Consider the following 18,851-nt stretch of genomic DNA (forward strand, 5'->3'; position numbering starts at 1 on the left):
CGTTTGCTTAAGGTCGACCCAACCTCGCTGTCCGATGACGACCTTCTGGACCGCTACCAGCGCGCGGCGTTCGACTATTTTCTCGAAAACGTGAACCCCGACAACGGGCTGGTCGCAGATACTTCACGGCCGAACACGCCGGCCAGCATCGCCGTCGTCGGCTTTGCGCTGTCCTGCTATCCTGTCGGCGTCGAGCGCGGATGGATGACGCGCGAGGCGGCTGTCAAGCTGACGCTTGCCGCGCTGCGTTTCTTCTGGACCAGCCCGCAAGGCAATGGCGACGACGTCACCGGCCACAAAGGCTTCTACTACCATTTTCTCGACATGCGGACCGGCCGGCGTGTCTGGCACTGCGAACTGTCGATGGTGGACACCGCGCTGTTGATGGCCGGCGTGCTCCTGGCAGGCGCTTATTTCTCGGGCGCCGGCGAGGACGAGCGCGAGATCCGGGATCTGGCCGAGGCGCTGTATCGGCGCGTCGACTGGCGATGGGCACAGGGCAGCACGCCCACCTTGCGGCAAGGCTGGAAGCCGAAGAGCGGCTTTCTCCACTATGGCTGGGAAGGTTACAACGAAGCGACGATCCTCTACGTGCTGTCGATGGCCTCGCCCGACAGCCCAAGCTCGGATGACAGCTATGTCGGCTGGACGGCGACCTATCAATGGGAAAACATCTACGGCTACGATGTGCTCTATGGCGGTCCGCTGTTCATGCATCAGTTCTCCCATGCCTGGATCGATTTCGCCGGCATCCGCGACGCCTTCATGCGCGAGAAGAACTCGGATTATTTCGAAAACAGCCGGCGCTCGACCTACCTGCATCGCGACTATGCGCGGCATAACCCTTATGACTATGACGGCTATGATGAGAACCTGTGGGGACTTTCCGCGGGCGACGGGCCAGGCGGCTTTCGCGCCAGTATAGCGCGTCGGCCTTACCGTTTTTCAGGATATGCGGCGCGCGGCGCTCCTTTCGGGCCAGATGACGGGACGATCGCTCCGTGGTCCTGTCTGGCATCGCTGCCTTTCGCGCCGGACATCTGCCTGGCGGCGTTGCGCCATCTCGGAGATCGTTACCCTGAGGTGATCGACAATTTCCGACTGCCGAGCGGCTTCAATCCGACATTGGCGAACCGGCGAAAATTCGGCCGGCATGGCTGGGTGTCGGAAGGCCACTATGGGCTGGACCAGGGCATCGTGGTGATGATGATCGAGAACCATCGCTCGCGTCTGATCTGGGAGCTGATGCGGTCCAACCAGCACATCCGTCGCGGCCTTGGCAAGGCGGGTTTCACGGGTGGATGGCTGTCGCAGCCGGCAAGCCCGGCGCCAGGTGGCCGCGATGTCGCATGAAAAGACAAAAGCAGCAGCCTTCCCTGTCGATCGCAACGACGCCGAACTGATCAGGGGCGCGCATCCGCCGCGCTGGCGCAACCCCGATCCGACAGGGCCGTACAATCTCGTCGTCATCGGCGCCGGCCCCGCCGGGCTAACCGCGGCCCGCGAGGCGGCGGGCCTCGGCGCAAAGGTTGCACTGATCGAGCGCAGCCTGATCGGCGGTGTTTGCATCAATGTCGGCTGCATTCCGTCGAAAGCGGTCATCCGCACCGCCAGGCTCTATGCCGACATGCGCGATGCCGGGAATTTTGGCGGCGACACGCCGAAACATGTTCGCGTCGATTTTCAACGCGCTATGACGAGGATGCGGCAGATCCGGCGGCGGATCAGCCGCGCCGATTCGGCCGAGAGCCTGGCTTCCGAAGGCATCGACCTCTACTTCGGCGAAGCGCGATTTTCCGGGCCGGACTCGATTCTGGTCGCCGGGCAAACCCTGCATTTCAGGAAGGCGCTGGTCGCGACGGGAGCGCATGCGCGCCTGCCGACGATTCCGGGCCTCACCGAGGCCGGCTATCTCAGCAACGAGACCATGTTCGATCTTGCCGACTGCCCGAAGCGGCTTCTAGTCATTGGCGGGGGGCAGCTTGGCTGCGAGATGGCGCAGGCGTTCTGCCTGTTCGGCGCGAACGTCATCCTGGCGCAGCGCGATCCGATGTTTCTGCCCGGCGAAGAGCGCGACGCCGCCCAGATCCTTTCGGACGCGCTGGCGCGCGAAGGGGTGGAGGTTCGCCTGAACACCGAAGTGGTGGCGGTGCGGACAGCGGGTGGGAAGAAGCTCGCCGACCTGGTGCGGGACGACGAAACGTCGACGATCTCCGTCGACGAGATCGTCACCGGCATCGGCCGGTCGCCCAATGTCGATGGTCTCGACCTGGAAAACGCCGGCGTGGCGTACGATGCCAATGGCATCAAGGTGGATGATTATCTGCGAACCACAAATCCGCGCATCTACGCTGCCGGCGACGTTTGCCTCGAACACAAGTTCACGCATACAGCGGAGGCGACAGCCCGCATCGTCGTGCGGAACGCGCTGTTTTTCGGGCGCGGAAAGCTGAGTGAACTGGTCGTCCCCTGGTGCACCTACACCGATCCGGAGATCGCCCATGTCGGCCTCTATCCGGCGGAGGCGCGCCAGAACGGCGTACCGGTCAAGACCTATACGGTGCTGATGCACGATGTCGCCCGGGCGGTGATGGACGGCGAGGAGGAGGGTTTTGTCAAGATCCACGTCAGGGAAGGCTCCGACCGCATCCTCGGTGCCACGGTCGTCGCCTCCCATGCCGGCGAGATGATCAACGCAGTGTCGCTCGCCATCAGGTCGGGCATGGGACTAAATGCGCTGGCCGACGTCATCCACCCCTTCCCGACCCAGGCACAAGGCATCAAGATGGCCGGAGACGCCTATCGGCGAACCCGGCTCACCTCGTTTTGGAAGCATCTGGCGGGACGCTGGCTGGCATGGGTCAGGCGATGATCCTCGCGCCCTGCCGGCATGCATTCTGGCCGGGGGGCGCGAGGCTGGCGCACCGGACATTCAAAGGGGTGCCAGCGCTTGACGAAAGCCCCGTTCGGCTGAACAAGTCGATGCTGATTCTTGTGGCTCGGGACCGTCGTGAATGCCGTCTGGAACAAAGCCTTCAGCGCAGCGCCCGACGCAAGGTCCTGGGCGTTCGCCATGAACCCCATAGGCGCGCGACCGGACGATACTATCTCCGCGGGGATCGCCGAGCGGCGTGTGCTGGTCGTGTCTCACGATCCGGCCTTTCCACCGACGTCTGGCGCCGACCTGAGGAACTACCGCAACGCCGAAGCGGCAGCCGAATTCGGTCCCGTCTGCCTGGTGTCGGTGCGGCCGCAGGCCGCCGTGCCGCGACCAGCCGATGCACCGATCCGCATCGAGGCCTTGTCGATCGAAGGCGAGGCCCGCACCCGTTCGATCGGGTGGTGGCGCATGGGAGCGGAGCAGCGCATTTCACGCTCCGCCCTGGCACGGCTCGAGACACTAGTTCGAGACTTCCGCCCCGACACGGTGCTGGTCGAGGGCATCGGGCTGTTCAAGCTGCTGCGGCCCTTGAGACCACTGACCAAACAACTCATTCTCGACATGCACAATGTCGAGTCCGACCTGGCGGGACAGTTGCGGCGCGTCGATGCGGCGCGATCCGCCGCCGCGGTGATCGCCACGAGCCTGGGCATCAGGCATCTGGAGAGAAAGGCGCTGGCCATTGTCGACAGGGTCTGGGTCTGTTCGACCAGCGATCGCGAAAGGCTGATGGCCGTTTGCCGGCGCAAGGTGCCGATCGATGTCGTTCCGAACGGAATTCCGCACGCTGGCGACATTCCCGAGACGCTGCCCGCCGAAGCCGTGACCGACAACGGCTTTCCGGAGATCCTGTTTGTCGGCCATCTCGGCTATCCTCCAAACGTCGATGCCGCCGAACGATTGGCCGGCGCCCTACTGCCCCGCATCCGGCAGGCTTTTCCAACGGCGAGACTGGTCCTTGCCGGACGCAGCCCCAAGCCAGCGGTGCGGGCGCTGGCCCGATTGCCTGACGTGGAGCTCGTCGAGGACCCGCAAGACGTGGCGCCACTGCTGTCCAGGGCGCATCTCAGCATCATCCCGCTTACGGCAGGCGGCGGCACGCGCATCAAGATCCTGGAGGCTATGGCCTGGGGCGTGCCGGTGATCGCGACACCGCTGGCGGCCGAGGGCCTGGACCTGGTCGAGAATGAAGAGGTGCTGCTGTCGGATACCGATGAAGGGCTTGCCGAGATGGCCGTCGGACTTTGCCTGGACGCTGAACGCAGGGCACTGCAGCGCATTCGCGCGCATCGAGCGGTATGGGCAAGATTTGGCCCGCGAGCCATCCGCAATGCCGTCCACGGCGGGCTAGGACTGGACGAGGCCGGCGCATGATTCCACCGATCCTTCACCAGACATGGAAGAGCCGCAGCGTCAATCGTGCAATTCCCGCGATATCGGCGGACCAATCGAAAAACCGGAGAACGTGACCTCAAAGCCCTCGCGTTGCGGCGAACAGCACATCATGCCGACATCGACCGTCTTCGAGACCGGAAAGTAGGCAAGCCGCACAGGCTTCCAGTGGCCGTCGGAAGCGTCGAGATACTGGATACGAATCGTCTCGGCATGGCGGGTCAACCGGATCCTGACCCCGTCCGGACTGGCCGGAATGGTGGCCAGCGACCAGTCCGAGGCATCGTTGGTGACGACGACGGAAAAGTACATCACGCCGTCGGTATACTCGATGCCGGCCTTGACCCAATGCGTTTCGCTGAGCCGAACCATCAATCCGGCCTGGTCGTAGAGCACCTCGTAGCGCCCGTCGACGGTAACCTCGGCGGTGAAATCGCCCTCGACCGGCCGGTACATAAAGTGGCCGTTGTCGCGCCAGAAACCGTAGAAGGTCTCGCGCCAGAAGTCGGTCTCCTTGCCGGTGCGCACGCGAACGGCATCGCCCTCGATGGAATGCTGGGGCGGCGGATTGAGCCAGGTCAGGTCCTGCAATGTCATCGCGTTGCGCCCGTCCGGTCCCTTGATGCGTCGGCTCGCCGGCCCGATCAGCCGGCGCCCGATTGGTCTGCGCCCGTTTAGCCTGCGCGCGTTTAGCCTGCGAATGTGTAAGCCGTCTTCACGGTGGTGTAGAATTCCGCCGCATAGCGGCCCTGCTCGCGCGGGCCATAGCTCGACCCCTTGCGCCCGCCGAAGGGAACGTGGAAGTCGACACCCGCCGTCGGCAGATTGACCATCACCATGCCGGCCTCCGAATTGCGCTTGAAGTGGGTGGCATGCTTGAGGCTCGAGGTGCAGATGCCCGACGTCAGCCCGAAAGGCGTGTCATTGGCGACGGCCAGCGCCTCGTCATAGTCCTTGACGCGGATGACGCTGGCAACAGGCCCGAAGATCTCCTCGCGCGAACTGCGCATGGCGTTGGTGGCCTGCGTCAGCAGCGCCGGCTGCAAGAAGAAGCCCGGCGTCTTGCGATCGAGCCTCTCGCCGCCGAAGGCGAGCGTAGCCCCTTCCCTGACGCCGATGGCGATATAGTCCTCATCCTGCTTCAACTGTGTCGCGTCGACGACCGGACCGATCTGGGTCTGCGCGTCGAGCGCGTCGCCGACGACCAGTTTGCTCATGCGATCCTTGAGGGCATCGACGAAACGGTCGTGGATGCCGTCGGTCACAATCAGCCTGGACGAGGCCGTGCAGCGCTGGCCGGTCGAGAAGAAGGCGCCATTGAGCGCGCAATCGACAGCCGTTGCGAGATCGGCATCGTCGAGCACGACCAACGGGTTCTTGCCGCCCATTTCGAGCTGAAACTTGCGCATGTGCTCGATGCTTGCGGCGGCGACGCGCTTGCCGGTGCCGACCGAGCCGGTGAAGGTGATGGCGTTGACATCGGGGCTGTCGAGCATCGCCTGGCCGACCACCGAGCCCTTGCCCATGACGAGGTTGAGCACGCCCTTCGGCAGGCCGGCGCGATGCAGGATGTCGACGATGGACCAGGCGCTCTCGGGAACCAGCTCAGCCGGCTTGAAGACGATGGTGTTGCCATGCGCCAACGCCGGAGCGATCTTCCAGGCCGGAATGGCTATCGGGAAATTCCACGGCGTGATGATGCCGACCACGCCGACCGCTTCGCGGGTGATCTCGACGCCGACGCCCGGCCGAACGCTTGGCACGACCTCTCCGACCAGGCGCAATGTTTCGCCGGCAAAGAAATCAAATATCTGGGCGGCGCGAATGGTCTCGCCGATCCCTTCGGCCAGCGTCTTGCCTTCCTCGCGCGCCAGGTTGCGGCCGATCTCGTCCTTGCGCGCCATGATCTCGTCCGCGGTCTTTTTCAGCACCGCGTGGCGCGCCAGCGGACCGGAACGGGACCAGGCCGGAAACGCCGCCTTGGCGGCGGCGATCGCCTGCTTGGCCTGCTCGGCTCCCGCCGAGGCATATTCGCCGACGACGTCACCGGTATCCGAGGGGTTGATGTTGCGGGAACCGGCGTCGCCGACCCATTCGCCATCGATGAGGTTTTTTCGAAACTGAACCATGCCCTGGTCTTTCCTGCTGATTGGCCGCGCGGCGGCATCTGTCTGAATTGGTATTTGCCAGACAATTGCCTTGCGGGAAAGCACGCACTGGCCGGATCGCCGCGACAAAAATCCCCAGCCTGCCATCGCACCGATCATGCGGGCGGCAACGGCGCGCCATTGACAGCCAGCCCGGCTAACATCCACCAGCCACCCCTCAAGGCTCAAACGAATTGCTCTGTACACAGATGTCCATAGCCTTGATTTGCCCAATGCGGCGTGTCATGCGTCGTGCTGATGGCGGCACTCGAAACGACGATCCAGCGCGCCGGCGCCACCGGCAACATCAAGGCCACTCGCGAAGACTGGCTGAAGCTTGCGCTTGAAACGTTGATCTCCGATGGTGTCGAGCGCGTCCGCGTGCTGACGCTTGGCCAGAAGCTCGACGTCTCGCGCTCGAGCTTCTACTGGTACTTCAAGAGCCGGCAGGACCTGCTCGACCAGTTGCTGGACTACTGGCGGCAGACCAACACCAGGTTCATCGTCGAGCGCGCTGGACGACCTTCGGCGACCGTCATCCGCGGGGTGATGAGCATTTTCGAATGCTGGGTGGACGAGAGGCTGTTCGATCCCCGGCTGGATTTCGCGATCAGGGCCTGGGCTCGTCGCTCCCCCGCCATCAGGCGCGCGCTCGACGAGGCCGACGAGGAGCGCGTCAACGCCATCCGCGACATGTTCATGCGCCATGGCTACGACGAGGAAGACGCGTTCGTGCGGGCCCGCATCCTCTATTTCATGCAGATCGGCTATTACTCGCTGGAGCTCGGCGAACCGATGAGCAGCCGCCTGGCACACGTCGCCTCGTATCTGCGCAGCTTCACTGGCCAGGAGCCTCCGGCAGAAGATGTCGAGGACTTCGCGCGCTACGTCGAGAAGACACTTTCCGGCAAGCGATAGACACGGCCGGCGGGCCGGCCTGGCCAGACGGTTTCCCAGACGACATACGTAGGATGCCTATCCCTATAACCAGCACGCCAGCCTGCTCGGGATCAACTTCGCGACGTACTAGACAAACGCCAGAGCGAGTTCGTCGGCCGCCGCTCGCTGTTCACCGAGGAGGCCTCGCGCGGCGACCGCATGCAGCTTGTCGGGCTGACGGTGCCCCGAGGTGAAGCCCCGCTGCCGACTGGCGCGCACGGCATCAGACGTAGCGACGGCAAGCTACACAGCCAGGGCTTTGTCACATCGAGCTACCAGAGCCCGACACTCGGACGGCCGGTCGCGCTTGGCCTGATCGAACGTGGCGCGGCCCGCCACGGCGAGGCGATCGAAATCCAGCATCTCGGCAAGGTCAGGACGGCGACGATTGCCGCGCCTTGCGCCTTCGACCCGGCAGGAGAGCGGCTGCATGCGTGATCTCGCGGAAAAATGGTCCGTCGCGCCGGACTGGCAGTCGGCGGTCATCACCGCGCCCGGCCTTGTGGTGCGCGCGATCTCGGATCTCAATCAGCTGCTGGTCAGCGGCGATCTCGACGCCTGGGCGCGGGTATCCGGTATGGACGGGACTGGCGTAGGTGCGTTTGGGGCGACGCAGGGCGACCGCTATGCGGCGCGGCTAGCGCGCGACCGGCTGCTGGCCGTGTCGAACAGTCCGCTCGCTATCGCCAAGGGCTGGCACGCAGAAGGCTTCGCCGTGACGGAGATCAGCGCCGGGTTGCAGGTGTTCGAGGTCGAAGGCCCGGCGCTCAACGCTTTCATCGCGCGAGGGACGACGCTCGACCCCAGCCAAGCGAGTGCGAGTGCCGCGCTTTCCTTCGCCGGCATCAACGCCGTCGTCTATCGCCATCAGGACAGGCTGCGCGTCCATGTCGACCGCGGTCTTGCCGCCTATCTCTGGACGTGGATGGAGCAGGCCGCCGGCCACATCGCGGCCGGTTCATCAAATTAGCCAGCCTTGATCGCGCTCAGAGCGTGAACGACCAGAACAGGCACGCCAGCGTCGCGGCGGCGAAAACCACGAAGAACAGGCTGCGCAGCAGCACGTTGCGGCGCAGTTCGTTCATGACGAAATGGCACCCGATCACTGCCACCGCAAACAGGAACCGCCAGTTCAGCAGCGCCCCCAAAACCCCGCTCTGGCCGAACGCCCATCGGGCGGCGAGACCGCCGACGATGGTCGCAAGCAGCACGATCACCGTCCAGAACAGGGCGTCGGCGGCATGGGTCAGGACAATGCTGGCCGCGCGGATCGGCAGGATCATCATCAACAGCGCGCTGAAGAAATAGACGGCAGCCAGCGGAATGAACGTCCCGGCATCGGCGATGCCGTCGAGGCGCCTGACGCCGATCGCGCCATAGGGATAGCCGTGCCTGGCCACCGCCAGGCTCAGCGCCATGAGCAGAGCGGTCAACACGGCGACGAGTGCGAAGGTCGTGAGGGCTTTGCTCATGGTGTTCCTGTCAAACGAATCAGACAGGAACAGATGTAACCGGCGGTCGTAAATTGCGCGTAAGCGAAGTTGCCGCAGTGCGGATTTCGATCTTGCCGCAATCCGCCTGGCGGCAGGCTACTCGGCGGCGATCCTGCCTCCCGAACGGTTGGCCAGCACGAAGCCGACCTCATCGACCGCCTGCGCCGCGCGCTTCAGGATCGCCTCGGAGCGCAGCACGCCATCGGTGAAATCCCTGTCGGTGGCGTAGACAGCGGTGGGCAGCGTGAAGGCTTCGAAGAAGCCGAACAGCGGCCGCAACTGGTGCTCTACGATCAGGGCATGGCGCTCGCCGCCGCCGGTCGCGGTCAACAGGATGGGCTTTCCCCGCAACGCGGCCGGGTCGATCAGGTCGAAGAAATGCTTGAACAGGCCGGTGTAGCTGCCCTTGTAGGTCGGCGAACCGACGACCAGCACGTCCGCGGCGAGGATCTGAGCCAGGATCGGTTGGGCCTGGCCGTCAAGATCGCGGGCCCATCGTGCCGTACCGAGCGATGGGCCGACATCCTCAATGTCGTAGGTGCTCGCCGACAGGCCATGGCGCGTCGCGATGTCCCCGGTGACGAGATCGACGAAGGCGCGCGTCTTTGACGGCCGGGTGATGTTGCCGGAAAAGCCGACGACGGTTGGATTTGACATGGCAGTGGCCTCTTGGATGGTCGAGTTTTGCCGAGGTGGGCCGTCCGCCCACCGGTGGAAAATCAGCTCCAGGCGTGCAGCGGCGGGTTTTCGCCGTTGAGGAAATACTTGCCGAGGATCGAATATTTCCAGCGTACCGGATCATGCAGCGTGTGGGTGCGGGCATTGCGCCAATGCCTGTCGAGATTGTGCTCGGCCAGCGTCGAGCGTGTACCCGCCAGTTCGAACAGCTTGTTGGTGGCGGCGATGGCGATCTCGGTCGACAGGATTTTTGCTTCGGCCGTGATGATCTGCGCATGCGCCACCGTCTCGGCGGTCGGCTCGGCCACCGCACGGTCGATTGCCAGGCCGGCCTTTTCCAGCAGCGCCTGCGCCGCGTGCAGGCGCAGCGTCAGGTCACCGATGGCCTGGATGGTGTAGGGATCATCCCAGGCATTGTCGACGCCGCTGTCGATCCAGGCACGGCTCCTGGTCCTGACGAAGTGAACCGTTTCGTCGATCGCCGCCTGGGCGATGCCGGTGTCCACCGCCACCTGGATGATCTGGAAGATGGCGCCGTCGGCGGTTGGTTTGTCGTAGCCCTTGTAGCCGGGCACCAGATGTGTCTTCGTCACCTTGACGTTGTCGATGATGACGGTGCCGGACAGCGTCGTGCGCTGGCCGAAGCTCGACCAGTCGTCGATGACCGTCAGGCCGGGCGCTCCACGGTCGGCGATCGCATACCAGGCGCGGCCCTCGTCATCGAGCGCGACGATCGGCACCAGATGGGCGAGCAGGGCACCGGACGAATAGAATTTGCGGCCGTTGACGACCACATGATCGCCGGCGTCGGTGAAGCGGGTCTCGAAATCGGCAGCTCGCTTGGAGCCGAACTCCGAAAAGGCATTGCCGAACCGCGTGCCTTTCAGCACTTCGGCGAACAGCAGCTTCTGCTGATCCTTGTCAGACACGGTGCGGATGGCGGCGACGACGCCGAGATGGTTCTGGGCGATCTGGCCGATCGAGGAATCCGCCGCCGAGATGATCTCGATCACCTTCGCCAGCGTCGCGTAGGACAGTTCAGGGCCACCGAATGCCTTGGGCACATTGATCGACCACAGACCGCTCTGCGAAAATGCATCGAGTTCGGCAACCGGCCATATCCGCTCGCGGTCGCGTTTTGAAGAGTCCTTGACGAATTCGGCGGCGAGCCGCTGGGCGACCGCGATCGCCTCGGCGTCGTTCTTGATGATATGCGCCGGTTTCGCTGGCCTTGCGACTGGCGGCACGGCGGCGGAAGCCTGGTCTGTCTTGACGGTCGAAACGGTCATTTCACTGCTCCTTCGGATTTGTTTCAGGCAACGGCATGGAGATGAGCGGGCTTGACGGCAGGCGATGCCTGCTGCCCGAGATAGAAGGCCCGCACGTCCTCGCGCTGGCGAAGATCGGCGGCAGCGCCTGAAAGAACCGAGACGCCGTTTTCGAGCACTGTGGCGTGGTCGGCATATCCGAGAGCCACAGCCGAGTTCTGCTCCGCGACCAGGATCGACAGGCCGGTCTCGCGATTCAACTTTCTGAGCGTCAGGAAGATGTCCTGCACGATGAGCGGGGCGAGCCCCATCGACGGTTCGTCGAGGACAAGCAGACGCGGCCGCGACATCAGCGCCCGGCCAATCGCGGTCATCTGCTGTTCGCCACCGGAGGTAAGCCCGGACAGTGTCCGGCGCTTTTCCCTGAGGCGAGGGAAATAGCCGTAGATCCGCTCGAGATCCTGGTTGATCTCGGTACGGCGGCCGCTGCGGCCGATGCCGCCGGCGACCAGGTTCTCCTCGACGGTAAGGCTCTTGAAGCAGTGGCGGCCCTCCAGCACCTGGACCAGGCCGGCGCGCACGAGATCGCCGGGCTTGCGGCGCGAGACATCTGCGCCGTCATAGCGGATGGTGCCGGCATTGACCTGGCCGCGCTCGGCCGGCAGCAGGTTGGAGACGGCCTTCAGGGTGGTGGTCTTGCCGGCGCCGTTGGCGCCAAGCAGCGCCATGATCTCGCCGCGCCTGATCTCGAAACTGACGCCGTGCAGCGCCGTGATGGCGTGGTTGTAAGTGGCGTGGACCGTGTCCACGGCAAGGATGACGTCATCATTCGGCATGGCTCTCATTCCGTGGTTCGAGGAACCGAAGGAGGCGGGGCGCCACGGAACCCTGTCCGTGACGCCCGGCGTGGCTGATCAGTTGGTGGTCACGGCGTTGGCATCGTCGGCGGTGCGCAGCTTGATGCCTTTCTCGGCGGCATAAGCCTCGGCGGACTTCTCGATGATCGGCCGCAACAGCGCCCAGTCCGGTGCGATCCAGTCGGAGACGACGTTCCACTTCTTGCCGTCCCACTGCTGGAAGGTCACGTAGCCTTCGCCTTCGTGATTGTCCCAGCTGACATTGATCGAGTGGAACAGGTCCTTGGCACCGAGCGCCTCGACCTTGGCCGGATCGAGCTTGAGATGCTCGAAGCCCCAGCGGACTTCGTCACCGGTCAGCGTGCGGTGACCGAACTTCTCCTGCGCGACGCGGATCGCCTCGACATTGAGGATGCCGTTGACGATGCCGAGGTTGTGGTAGACCGAGCCGATGCGCGACTTGTCTTCCAGATTGCCCTTGCCGGCGCCGTAGACCGTCTTCACGATCTCCTGCACCACCGGGTAGCTGTTGCCGGAGGCCTGGGTGGTGATGGCGGTGTAGCCCTTGGCGGCATCGCCGGCCGGGATGACATCCTCTTCGGAATTCGACCAGACATTGCCGACGATGTGGTCAACGGGATAGCCGACCTTGACCGCCGTCTTCAGCGCCACCGGGTTCATCACGCCCCAGCCGCGCAGGACGACGAAGTCCGGCTTGGCGCGGCGGATGGTCAGCCACTGCGACTGCTGCTCGTTGCCGGGATGCGGCACTTCGATCTGCTGCACGGTGAAGCCGTATTTCTGCGCCAGCAGCTCATAGATCGGGATGGTCTCCTTGCCGTAGGGCGAGCCATGATAGAGCACGACGATCTTCTTGCCCTTCAGCTTGTCGATACCGCCCTCCTTGGAGGCGATGTAGTTCACGATGCCTGATGTCTCGCTGTAGGGGTTGAGCAGCAGTGGGAAGACGTAGGGGAAGACGCGCCCGTCGGTGGAATCGGTGCGGCCGTGGTTGACCGTGATCAGCGGCACCTTGTCGGCGGTGATGCGGTCGATCATGGCATAGGCGATGCCGACCGAGAGAGGGTTCCAGGCGGCGGCGCCGGCATGGCTCTTCTGCCGCTCGTAGCATTCGACGCCGCGCTCGACCTCGTACTGGGTCTCGCATTCGTCCCAGGTCAGCTTGACGCCGTTGACGCCGCCGTCGCGGATGTTGATGAGGTTGAGATAGTCGATGAAGCCGCCGAAGAAGCCGGTGCCGCCGGCCGCATAGGGCCCGACGCGATAGCTCTGCAGCGGGAAATACTGTTCGTCGGCGTGGGCGGCGGGCAAGGCCACCGACACGATCATCGCCGCGGACAGCGCCGCCGCCTTGACTGTGCTCAGGAAGGTCATGGTCGAGGTACTCCCGGTAAGGGCCGTCTTGGATTCGGCCTCTGGTTCATTTTCGAATGCATGGAGCTCATGTCGACTGCCAGGCGAACAGGAGCCGTCTTCGGACCCTGTCCCACAGGGCCACAAGCCCGTCGGGTTCCAGGATCAGAAACAGGATGATGAGCGCGCCCAGCACGATGCGCTGGCTCATGTCGAGCACGCCCGAGTCGAAGAGATCGCCGAGCAGGAAGCCGCCGAGGCGAGACAAGCCAAGCGGAAAGACGACGATGAGGGCGGCGCCGAAAAAGGCACCGCGGATCGAGGCAAGGCCGCCGATGATGATGATGAACAGTATCTGGAATGACCGATCGAGATCGAATCCGGCCGGCTCGACGGTCCTGAGATAGGCGAAGGCCCAGATGACGCCGGCGACGCCGATGATGAAGGACGAGATGGCAAAGGCCAGCAGCTTGGTCTTCAGCACCGGTATGCCGATGATACGGGCGGCGGTTTCATTGTCGCGGATGGCGATGAAGTTGCGCCCGGTCTGCGACGAAACCAGCCGGTGGGCGAGGAAGGTTAGGATGGCGACGATGGTCAGCGCAAAGAGATAGCGGCCGATGGCGTCATCAAGCGGGAAGCCGGCTATCGACAGCCTCGGCGCATCGATGACGCCGGAAGCCGAGTCATTGGAAAACCAGCTGAACTTGGTCAGCGCCCATTGCACGAAGAACTGCGCCGCAAGCGTCGAAACCGCGAGGTAGAAGCCTTTCAAGCGCAGGCTTGGCAGGCCGAAGACGATGCCGATCGCGGCGGCGACGAGGCCGGCCAGGACAATGCTGCCGACGAGCGGCAGGCCCTCGACCCGCAGGTTGAAATTATAGGCGGCGAAGGCGCCCGCCGCCATGAACGCGGCACTGCCCAGCGAGACCTGACCGGCGTAGCCGGTGAGGATGTTGAGCCCGACGCCAGCGAGGCTGAGTACCAGGAACGGCAGCAGGATGGCCTCGAACAGGTAGCTCGAGCCGATCAGCGGCACGACGCCATAGGCGAAGGCGAGCAACAGCACGGGCACGATCCATTTCGGCAGCGTCGGCGCGGACGAAAACTCGCTGGCGCTCGCGGTCATGGCTCAGATCCTTTCCACGAGCTTCTGGCCGAACAGGCCGGAAGGACGGATCAGCAGGAAGGCGAGCGCAACGACATAGGCGAACCAGCTCTCGATGCCGCCGCCGAAATAGTCGCCGATATAGACCTCGGCGAGCTTCTCGCTGGCGCCGATCAAGAGCCCGCCGACGATCGCGCCAAGGATGGAATCGAAGCCGCCGAGCACCAGCACCGGCAACGCCTTGAGCACCACCAGGGACAGCGAGAACTGCACCCCGAGGCGGGCGCCCCAGAGCAACCCCGCCACCAGCGCGACGAGGCCGGCAGCCGCCCACACGGTGGCCCAGATCAGCGGCAGCCTGAGACCGACGGCGAGTGCGGCGAACTGGTCGTCGGCGACGGCGCGGAAGCTGAGGCCGATGCGGGTGTAGCGGAAGAACAGTGACAGCAGGAGAACCATGCCGGCGGCGACAACCGCCGCGAAGATGTCGAACTGGCTGATCAGCACGCCGCCGACTTCCAGCGGCACGTCCTCGATGCCGAGGTCTAGACCATGGACCTGCGTGCCCCAGATCAGCTGGGCGGCGCCCTCGATGATGTAGGAGAGGCCGAGCGTCGCCATGAACAGGGTGATCGGCGGCTTGTTGGTCAGCGGCCGCAGCACCGTGCGCTCGATGGCGACACCCATCGCCACCATGATGGCGAAAGTGACCGCCAGCGCCAGCGCGAACGGAATGCCGCGCTCGACGAGGCTGACGAAGGTGAGGGCCGCGAACAGCAGCATCGCGCCTTGCGCGAAATTGAGCACGCCCGAGGTCTTGTAGATCAGCACGAAGCCGATCGCGACCAGCGAATACATGACGCCGGAGAGCAGGCCGCCGACGAGCACTTCGATGAAGAACTGGTAGTCGAAGTCGGCGATCATATGCCTGCCCCGCCCTCATTGTCCGAGGCGACGCCGAGATAGGCATCGATGACGCACTGGTCGTTCCTGACTTCGTCGGGCGTGGCGTCGGCGATCTTGCGGCCGTAGTCGAGAACGGCAATACGGTCGGACAGACCCATGACGACGCCGACATCATGCTCGATCAGCACGACGGTGGTGGCGAAGCGGTCACGCGCGGCGCGGACGAAGACCGCCATCTCATTCTTTTCGCTTGCGGTCATGCCAGCCATCGGTTCGTCAAGCAAAAGCAGGCGCGGCTGGGCAACCAGCGCGCGGGCAAGCTCAACCCGCTTCTGCAGCCCGTAAGGCAGCGTGCCGGCGAGGCGATCGCGAACCGCCGTCAGGTCGAGGAATTCGAGGATCTGGTCGGCACGGCTCAGAGAGTCGCGCCGCTCGCCGCGCGACCGGCCGATGCCAAGCACCTGGCCGGCAAAGTTCGAGCGGATTTTGTAGGCGAGACCGGACGCGACATTGTCGAGGACGCTGAGGCCCTTGAAAAGAGCAAGGTTCTGAAAAGTCCTGGCGACGCCGAGATGCGCCAGCCGCTGCGTCGGCACCTGGTCATAACCAACGCCGTCGAGCAGGACATGGCCCCGGTCCGGACGGTAGATGCCGCTGATGACGTTGATCAGCGAACTCTTGCCGGCGCCATTCGGGCCGATAATGGCGCGGATCTCGCCGGGGCGAACCGACAGATCCACCTCTGCCAGCGCGACGACGCCGCCAAATGACAGGCCGATGCCCTGAAGCGAAAGCAGCGGGGCGGCGGCGGCGGCGCCGAACCCTGTCGGCTCGCTACGACCCTCGGGCTGCCGCGGCCCCGGGATTGACGGCAGACCTCGCGCAAAGACCTCCGGCGCATAGACCGAAGCCTCCATCACTCCGACAGCATAACTGGCCAACGGCATTCCAATCGTCCTCGATTGCTTCAGCAGGCGCACAAATCCCCATTGCTGCTCGATGGATCGAGCGCGCCCGGGAACCTTCATTCGTGCTGGCCGGAGCCTGTCCGGCCAGACTTTGCGGTGGCTACTCTGCCGCCAGCGATGCTGCCGCCTCGGCGCTTTCCAGCTCGCGCACGAGCGGGATGACATGCTTGCCGAAATAGTCGACCTCTTCCTGGAAATGCAGGAAGCCGAGCAGGATGAGATCGGCGCCGGCGCGCTTCAGATCGACGATGCGCTCGGCGACTTGCCTGGGCGTGCCGATCAGGTTCGAGCGGAAGCCGTCATTGTACTGGACCAGATCGTCGAAGGACGACTTCGCCCAGTTGCCCTCGCCTTCCGGCGAGGCCTTGCCGGCATTCTTGACCTCGTGGCCAAAGGCGTTGACCGCCTCGGGATTGGCCTTGGCGATGATTTCGGCAAGAACCGCCTTTGCCTCGTCCTCGGTCTCGCGGACAATGGCGAAGGCATTGACGCCGACCTTGACGGAATGGTTGCTGGCCTTCGCCTTGGCCTGGATGTCGTCCACCTGTCTGGCGATCTCGGCCGGCGTGTTGCCATTGGTGAAGTACCAGTCTGAGACCCGCGATGCCATGTCGCGCGCGGCGCGTGACGAACCGCCCTGGAAGATTTCGGGCAACGGCTGCGGCGGTTTCGGCTTCAGCGAATAGTCGTTGAAGCGGTAGAAATCGCCGCGGAAGGTGAAGCTGTCTTCAGTCCATATTCCGCGCAGCGCACGGATGAATTCCTCCGAGCGCCGGTAGCGCTCGTCATGGTCGAGCCAGTGTTCGCCGATGGCGTGGAACTCGCCACGGAACCAACCGGAAACGATATTGACCGCGACACGGCCGTTGGTCAGGTAGCTGATGGTGGCGATCTGCTTTGCCGCCAGCGCCGGATTCCACGGTCCGGGCAGGATCGCCGCGATGACCTTGAGCGTGGTGGTCGCAGCCAGCAGATCATGGCTGAACGCCACCGATTCATGCTGTTCGTCGGCACCATAGCCAGCGGTGAAGCGTATCTGGCTGAGCGCATAGTCGAAGCCAGCCTTCTCGGCGATTTGCGCCAGCTTTCGGTTGTACTGCGCCGAATGGTTGGTGCGCTGCTCGATGTTGGAGATCACCAGGCCACCAGAGACATTCGGCACCCAGTAGGCGAATTTGATCGTGTCGGTTCCTGCGTGCGCCATGAACTTTCTCCCATTCAGGCCGTCTCGTTGCTCGATCCGACCGTAGCCGGATTTCCCAATATTTATTATGTTTATAGAATATATATACAAAGAAGGATTTTCTATTTTTGGGGGCCTTCGCAGGACGAAAATACCAATTTTGACCGGCCGCGCCCGCCTGCGGTTGTCAGCTCTCGACCGGTGCGTGAGAAGCCTTGGCTCCGACGGCCTCGGGTGACGGACGCGTGTCGAGCAGTTTTGCAACCACGGCTGCAACCGCCTGGGCATGGCGGGCGACTTCCGGCAAGCCCATGAGTTCACCGAAAGTCCCCCGCGCCAGCGGACCGGTGATGAAGAGTGTGGCGACCGCCCTGCCATCCCTGCCGACGGCGCGGCTGTCGAGACCCGTCTCGATACCCAGACCGTACTGGTCGGCCCTGATCAGCCCGGCTTCAGCCAGCGAGCGCAATGCCGGATTGAGCTGAAGCGCCCGCCCATGTGCCGGACCCGTGGTGTTGATGACCGCATCGAAGCGTGCCGTCTGGATCCGCGTCTGCCCGCGCTGCCGAAAGCTGACCGCAAGGCCGTCGTCCTCATGGTTCGACGCGACAAGCCTGGCCGCGATGTTTTCGAATGTGCCGGTGGCGGCCCGGCGATCGAGCACGGCCGCGACCTGCGGTGCGATCCTGAAGCGATGCACGTCCCAGAACACGCGCAGCTGGCGGACCAGCCTTGCCCGCTCCCGCGGGGCAAGCGCGGCCCACAGCACCGGCCCCTGCAAGCGCAACTGGTCGAACACGGACTGCCAGTTGACATTGGCGGCACGCGCCGCCGCCAGCGTCGCGCGAACATTCTCAAGCAAGCCGAGGGCGGTTGCCGCCGGTGCCGAGGCAAAGTCGCCGAAGGGCTCGCTCCTCACATCCGGATGGCCGCGCGAGCGCAGGCCGCGACGAGACAGCGCCATGATGCGGCCGCGATGGCCGCGGCGATCAAGTTCGGCAACCATGTCGGCCGAGGTCAGCCCGGAACCAACGATCAGCACCGAAGCATCCGGCCCGATCGCGGCAAGCCCGCCCGAGGCATATGGGTCGGCGACGAACCCCGGCGCTTCCGCCAGCGAGGTCAGCGCGGCGGGAATTTCGGGCAGTGGATGCGTCGCCGCCAGAATGACCACGTCAGCGGCGACCGGCCCGGCGGAGGTGTGTACGGTCCAGCCCGCGCCTTTGGGGTCATGTATCACGCGCGTGGCGCGGCCTTCGACGTGACGGATCACGCCCGAGTCGAGATAGGGCGCCAGGTGCTCGGCGACGTAGCGGCCGAACACGCGCCGCCGCGGATAGGCGTCGCCATTCTTCCAGATGGCGTCGGGGTCGCGCTCGAGTTCCCCACTGCCAGCCAACCAGCGGGCAAAGTGCTGCGGATCATCCGGAGCCATGCTCATTCTGATCGCCGGTACATTGACCCGGTGCGACGGCTCTTCGCTGGAATAGGCAAGGCCGCCGCCAAGCACCGCTCGCGGCTCGATCACGGAAATCGACATGTGTGCCGGCCGATGTGTCCACGCCGGTGCCAGGCCACCGCCGCGCCGGAAAAGCCG

At 64.4% G+C, this 18,851-nt stretch carries 18 protein-coding genes; 6 read left to right on the forward strand and 12 right to left on the reverse strand.

The window, feature by feature from the left end; all coding sequences use genetic code 11:
* The first annotated feature begins 3 nt into the window (after window positions 1-3).
* The 3 genes from AC56QQ_RS00115 (at window position 4) to AC56QQ_RS00125 (ending at window position 4,315) form a co-directional block, all read left to right on the forward strand.
* The gene (locus AC56QQ_RS00115) at window positions 4-1,353 is read left to right on the forward strand and encodes a glucoamylase family protein (RefSeq protein WP_497125063.1); all 1,350 of its coding nucleotides are present in this window, start codon (window positions 4-6) and stop codon (window positions 1,351-1,353) included.
* Window positions 1,343-2,872, forward strand: coding sequence for a mercuric reductase (locus AC56QQ_RS00120; protein WP_497125065.1), 1,530 nt, complete (start codon window positions 1,343-1,345; stop codon window positions 2,870-2,872). Before AC56QQ_RS00115 ends, AC56QQ_RS00120 begins: the two co-directional genes overlap by 11 nt.
* Before the next feature lie 201 nt (window positions 2,873-3,073).
* Window positions 3,074-4,315: a glycosyltransferase family 4 protein gene (locus AC56QQ_RS00125; RefSeq protein ID WP_497125067.1), complete on the forward strand. Its 1,242-nt coding sequence runs from the start codon at window positions 3,074-3,076 to the stop codon at window positions 4,313-4,315.
* Between the two features lie 39 nt (window positions 4,316-4,354).
* On the opposite strand, the gene AC56QQ_RS00130 is transcribed toward AC56QQ_RS00125, so the two are convergent.
* Window positions 4,355-4,930, reverse strand: a complete 576-nt coding sequence (locus AC56QQ_RS00130) for a DUF1349 domain-containing protein (RefSeq protein WP_489859094.1) — start codon at window positions 4,928-4,930, stop codon at window positions 4,355-4,357.
* A gap of 92 nt (window positions 4,931-5,022) precedes the next feature.
* On the reverse strand, window positions 5,023-6,462 hold the full coding sequence (locus tag AC56QQ_RS00135) for an aldehyde dehydrogenase family protein (protein WP_497125068.1): 1,440 nt from the start codon (window positions 6,460-6,462) through the stop codon (window positions 5,023-5,025).
* A gap of 276 nt (window positions 6,463-6,738) precedes the next feature.
* On the opposite strand from AC56QQ_RS00135, the gene AC56QQ_RS00140 reads away from it, so the two are divergent.
* The 3 genes from AC56QQ_RS00140 to AC56QQ_RS00150 all read left to right on the forward strand — a co-directional run bounded on the left by AC56QQ_RS00140 (window position 6,739) and on the right by AC56QQ_RS00150 (window position 8,389).
* Window positions 6,739-7,398 (forward strand): TetR/AcrR family transcriptional regulator, encoded by a 660-nt coding sequence (locus tag AC56QQ_RS00140; protein WP_497125069.1) that lies wholly within the window; start codon window positions 6,739-6,741, stop codon window positions 7,396-7,398.
* A 180-nt stretch (window positions 7,399-7,578) separates the two neighbouring features.
* Window positions 7,579-7,857: a glycine cleavage T C-terminal barrel domain-containing protein gene (locus AC56QQ_RS00145; RefSeq protein WP_497125071.1), complete on the forward strand. Its 279-nt coding sequence runs from the start codon at window positions 7,579-7,581 to the stop codon at window positions 7,855-7,857.
* Window positions 7,850-8,389: a hypothetical protein gene (locus tag AC56QQ_RS00150; RefSeq protein ID WP_489859090.1), complete on the forward strand. Its 540-nt coding sequence runs from the start codon at window positions 7,850-7,852 to the stop codon at window positions 8,387-8,389. Before AC56QQ_RS00145 ends, AC56QQ_RS00150 begins: the two co-directional genes overlap by 8 nt.
* A gap of 16 nt (window positions 8,390-8,405) precedes the next feature.
* Here the strand turns inward: AC56QQ_RS00150 and AC56QQ_RS00155 are convergent, their stop codons facing one another.
* The 10 genes from AC56QQ_RS00155 to AC56QQ_RS00200 form a co-directional block, all read right to left on the reverse strand.
* Window positions 8,406-8,891 carry a hypothetical protein gene (locus tag AC56QQ_RS00155; RefSeq protein ID WP_489859089.1) on the reverse strand — a complete coding sequence of 162 codons (486 nt, stop codon included), beginning with the start codon at window positions 8,889-8,891 and terminating at the stop codon, window positions 8,406-8,408.
* 117 nt (window positions 8,892-9,008) lie between these two features.
* A complete protein-coding gene (msuE, locus tag AC56QQ_RS00160) occupies window positions 9,009-9,569 on the reverse strand; it encodes an FMN reductase (RefSeq protein WP_497125072.1) in 561 nt (186 codons plus the stop codon).
* Window positions 9,570-9,631: 62 nt separating this feature from the next.
* Entirely contained in the window at window positions 9,632-10,879 is a 1,248-nt protein-coding gene (locus AC56QQ_RS00165; RefSeq protein WP_497125073.1) for an SfnB family sulfur acquisition oxidoreductase, read from the reverse strand.
* 23 nt (window positions 10,880-10,902) lie between these two features.
* Window positions 10,903-11,694 carry an ABC transporter ATP-binding protein gene (locus tag AC56QQ_RS00170; protein ID WP_497125075.1) on the reverse strand — a complete coding sequence of 264 codons (792 nt, stop codon included), beginning with the start codon at window positions 11,692-11,694 and terminating at the stop codon, window positions 10,903-10,905.
* A gap of 78 nt (window positions 11,695-11,772) precedes the next feature.
* Window positions 11,773-13,110, reverse strand: a complete 1,338-nt coding sequence (locus AC56QQ_RS00175) for an ABC transporter substrate-binding protein (RefSeq protein WP_269908055.1) — start codon at window positions 13,108-13,110, stop codon at window positions 11,773-11,775.
* Between the two features lie 67 nt (window positions 13,111-13,177).
* On the reverse strand, window positions 13,178-14,218 hold the full coding sequence (locus tag AC56QQ_RS00180) for a branched-chain amino acid ABC transporter permease (RefSeq protein WP_497125076.1): 1,041 nt from the start codon (window positions 14,216-14,218) through the stop codon (window positions 13,178-13,180).
* Between the two features lie 3 nt (window positions 14,219-14,221).
* The gene (locus AC56QQ_RS00185; protein WP_489859083.1) at window positions 14,222-15,121 is read right to left on the reverse strand and encodes a branched-chain amino acid ABC transporter permease; all 900 of its coding nucleotides are present in this window, start codon (window positions 15,119-15,121) and stop codon (window positions 14,222-14,224) included.
* A complete protein-coding gene (locus AC56QQ_RS00190) occupies window positions 15,118-16,050 on the reverse strand; it encodes an ABC transporter ATP-binding protein (RefSeq protein ID WP_497125077.1) in 933 nt (310 codons plus the stop codon). The genes AC56QQ_RS00185 and AC56QQ_RS00190 overlap by 4 nt, the downstream gene beginning before the upstream one ends.
* Before the next feature lie 121 nt (window positions 16,051-16,171).
* The gene (sfnG, locus tag AC56QQ_RS00195; protein WP_497125079.1) at window positions 16,172-17,275 is read right to left on the reverse strand and encodes a dimethylsulfone monooxygenase SfnG; all 1,104 of its coding nucleotides are present in this window, start codon (window positions 17,273-17,275) and stop codon (window positions 16,172-16,174) included.
* A gap of 166 nt (window positions 17,276-17,441) precedes the next feature.
* On the reverse strand, window positions 17,442-18,794 hold the full coding sequence (locus tag AC56QQ_RS00200) for an FAD/NAD(P)-binding protein (RefSeq protein ID WP_497125080.1): 1,353 nt from the start codon (window positions 18,792-18,794) through the stop codon (window positions 17,442-17,444).
* Window positions 18,795-18,851: the final 57 nt, after the last annotated feature.

It is taken from the genome of Mesorhizobium sp. RCAM 05099, from assembly GCF_059683685.1.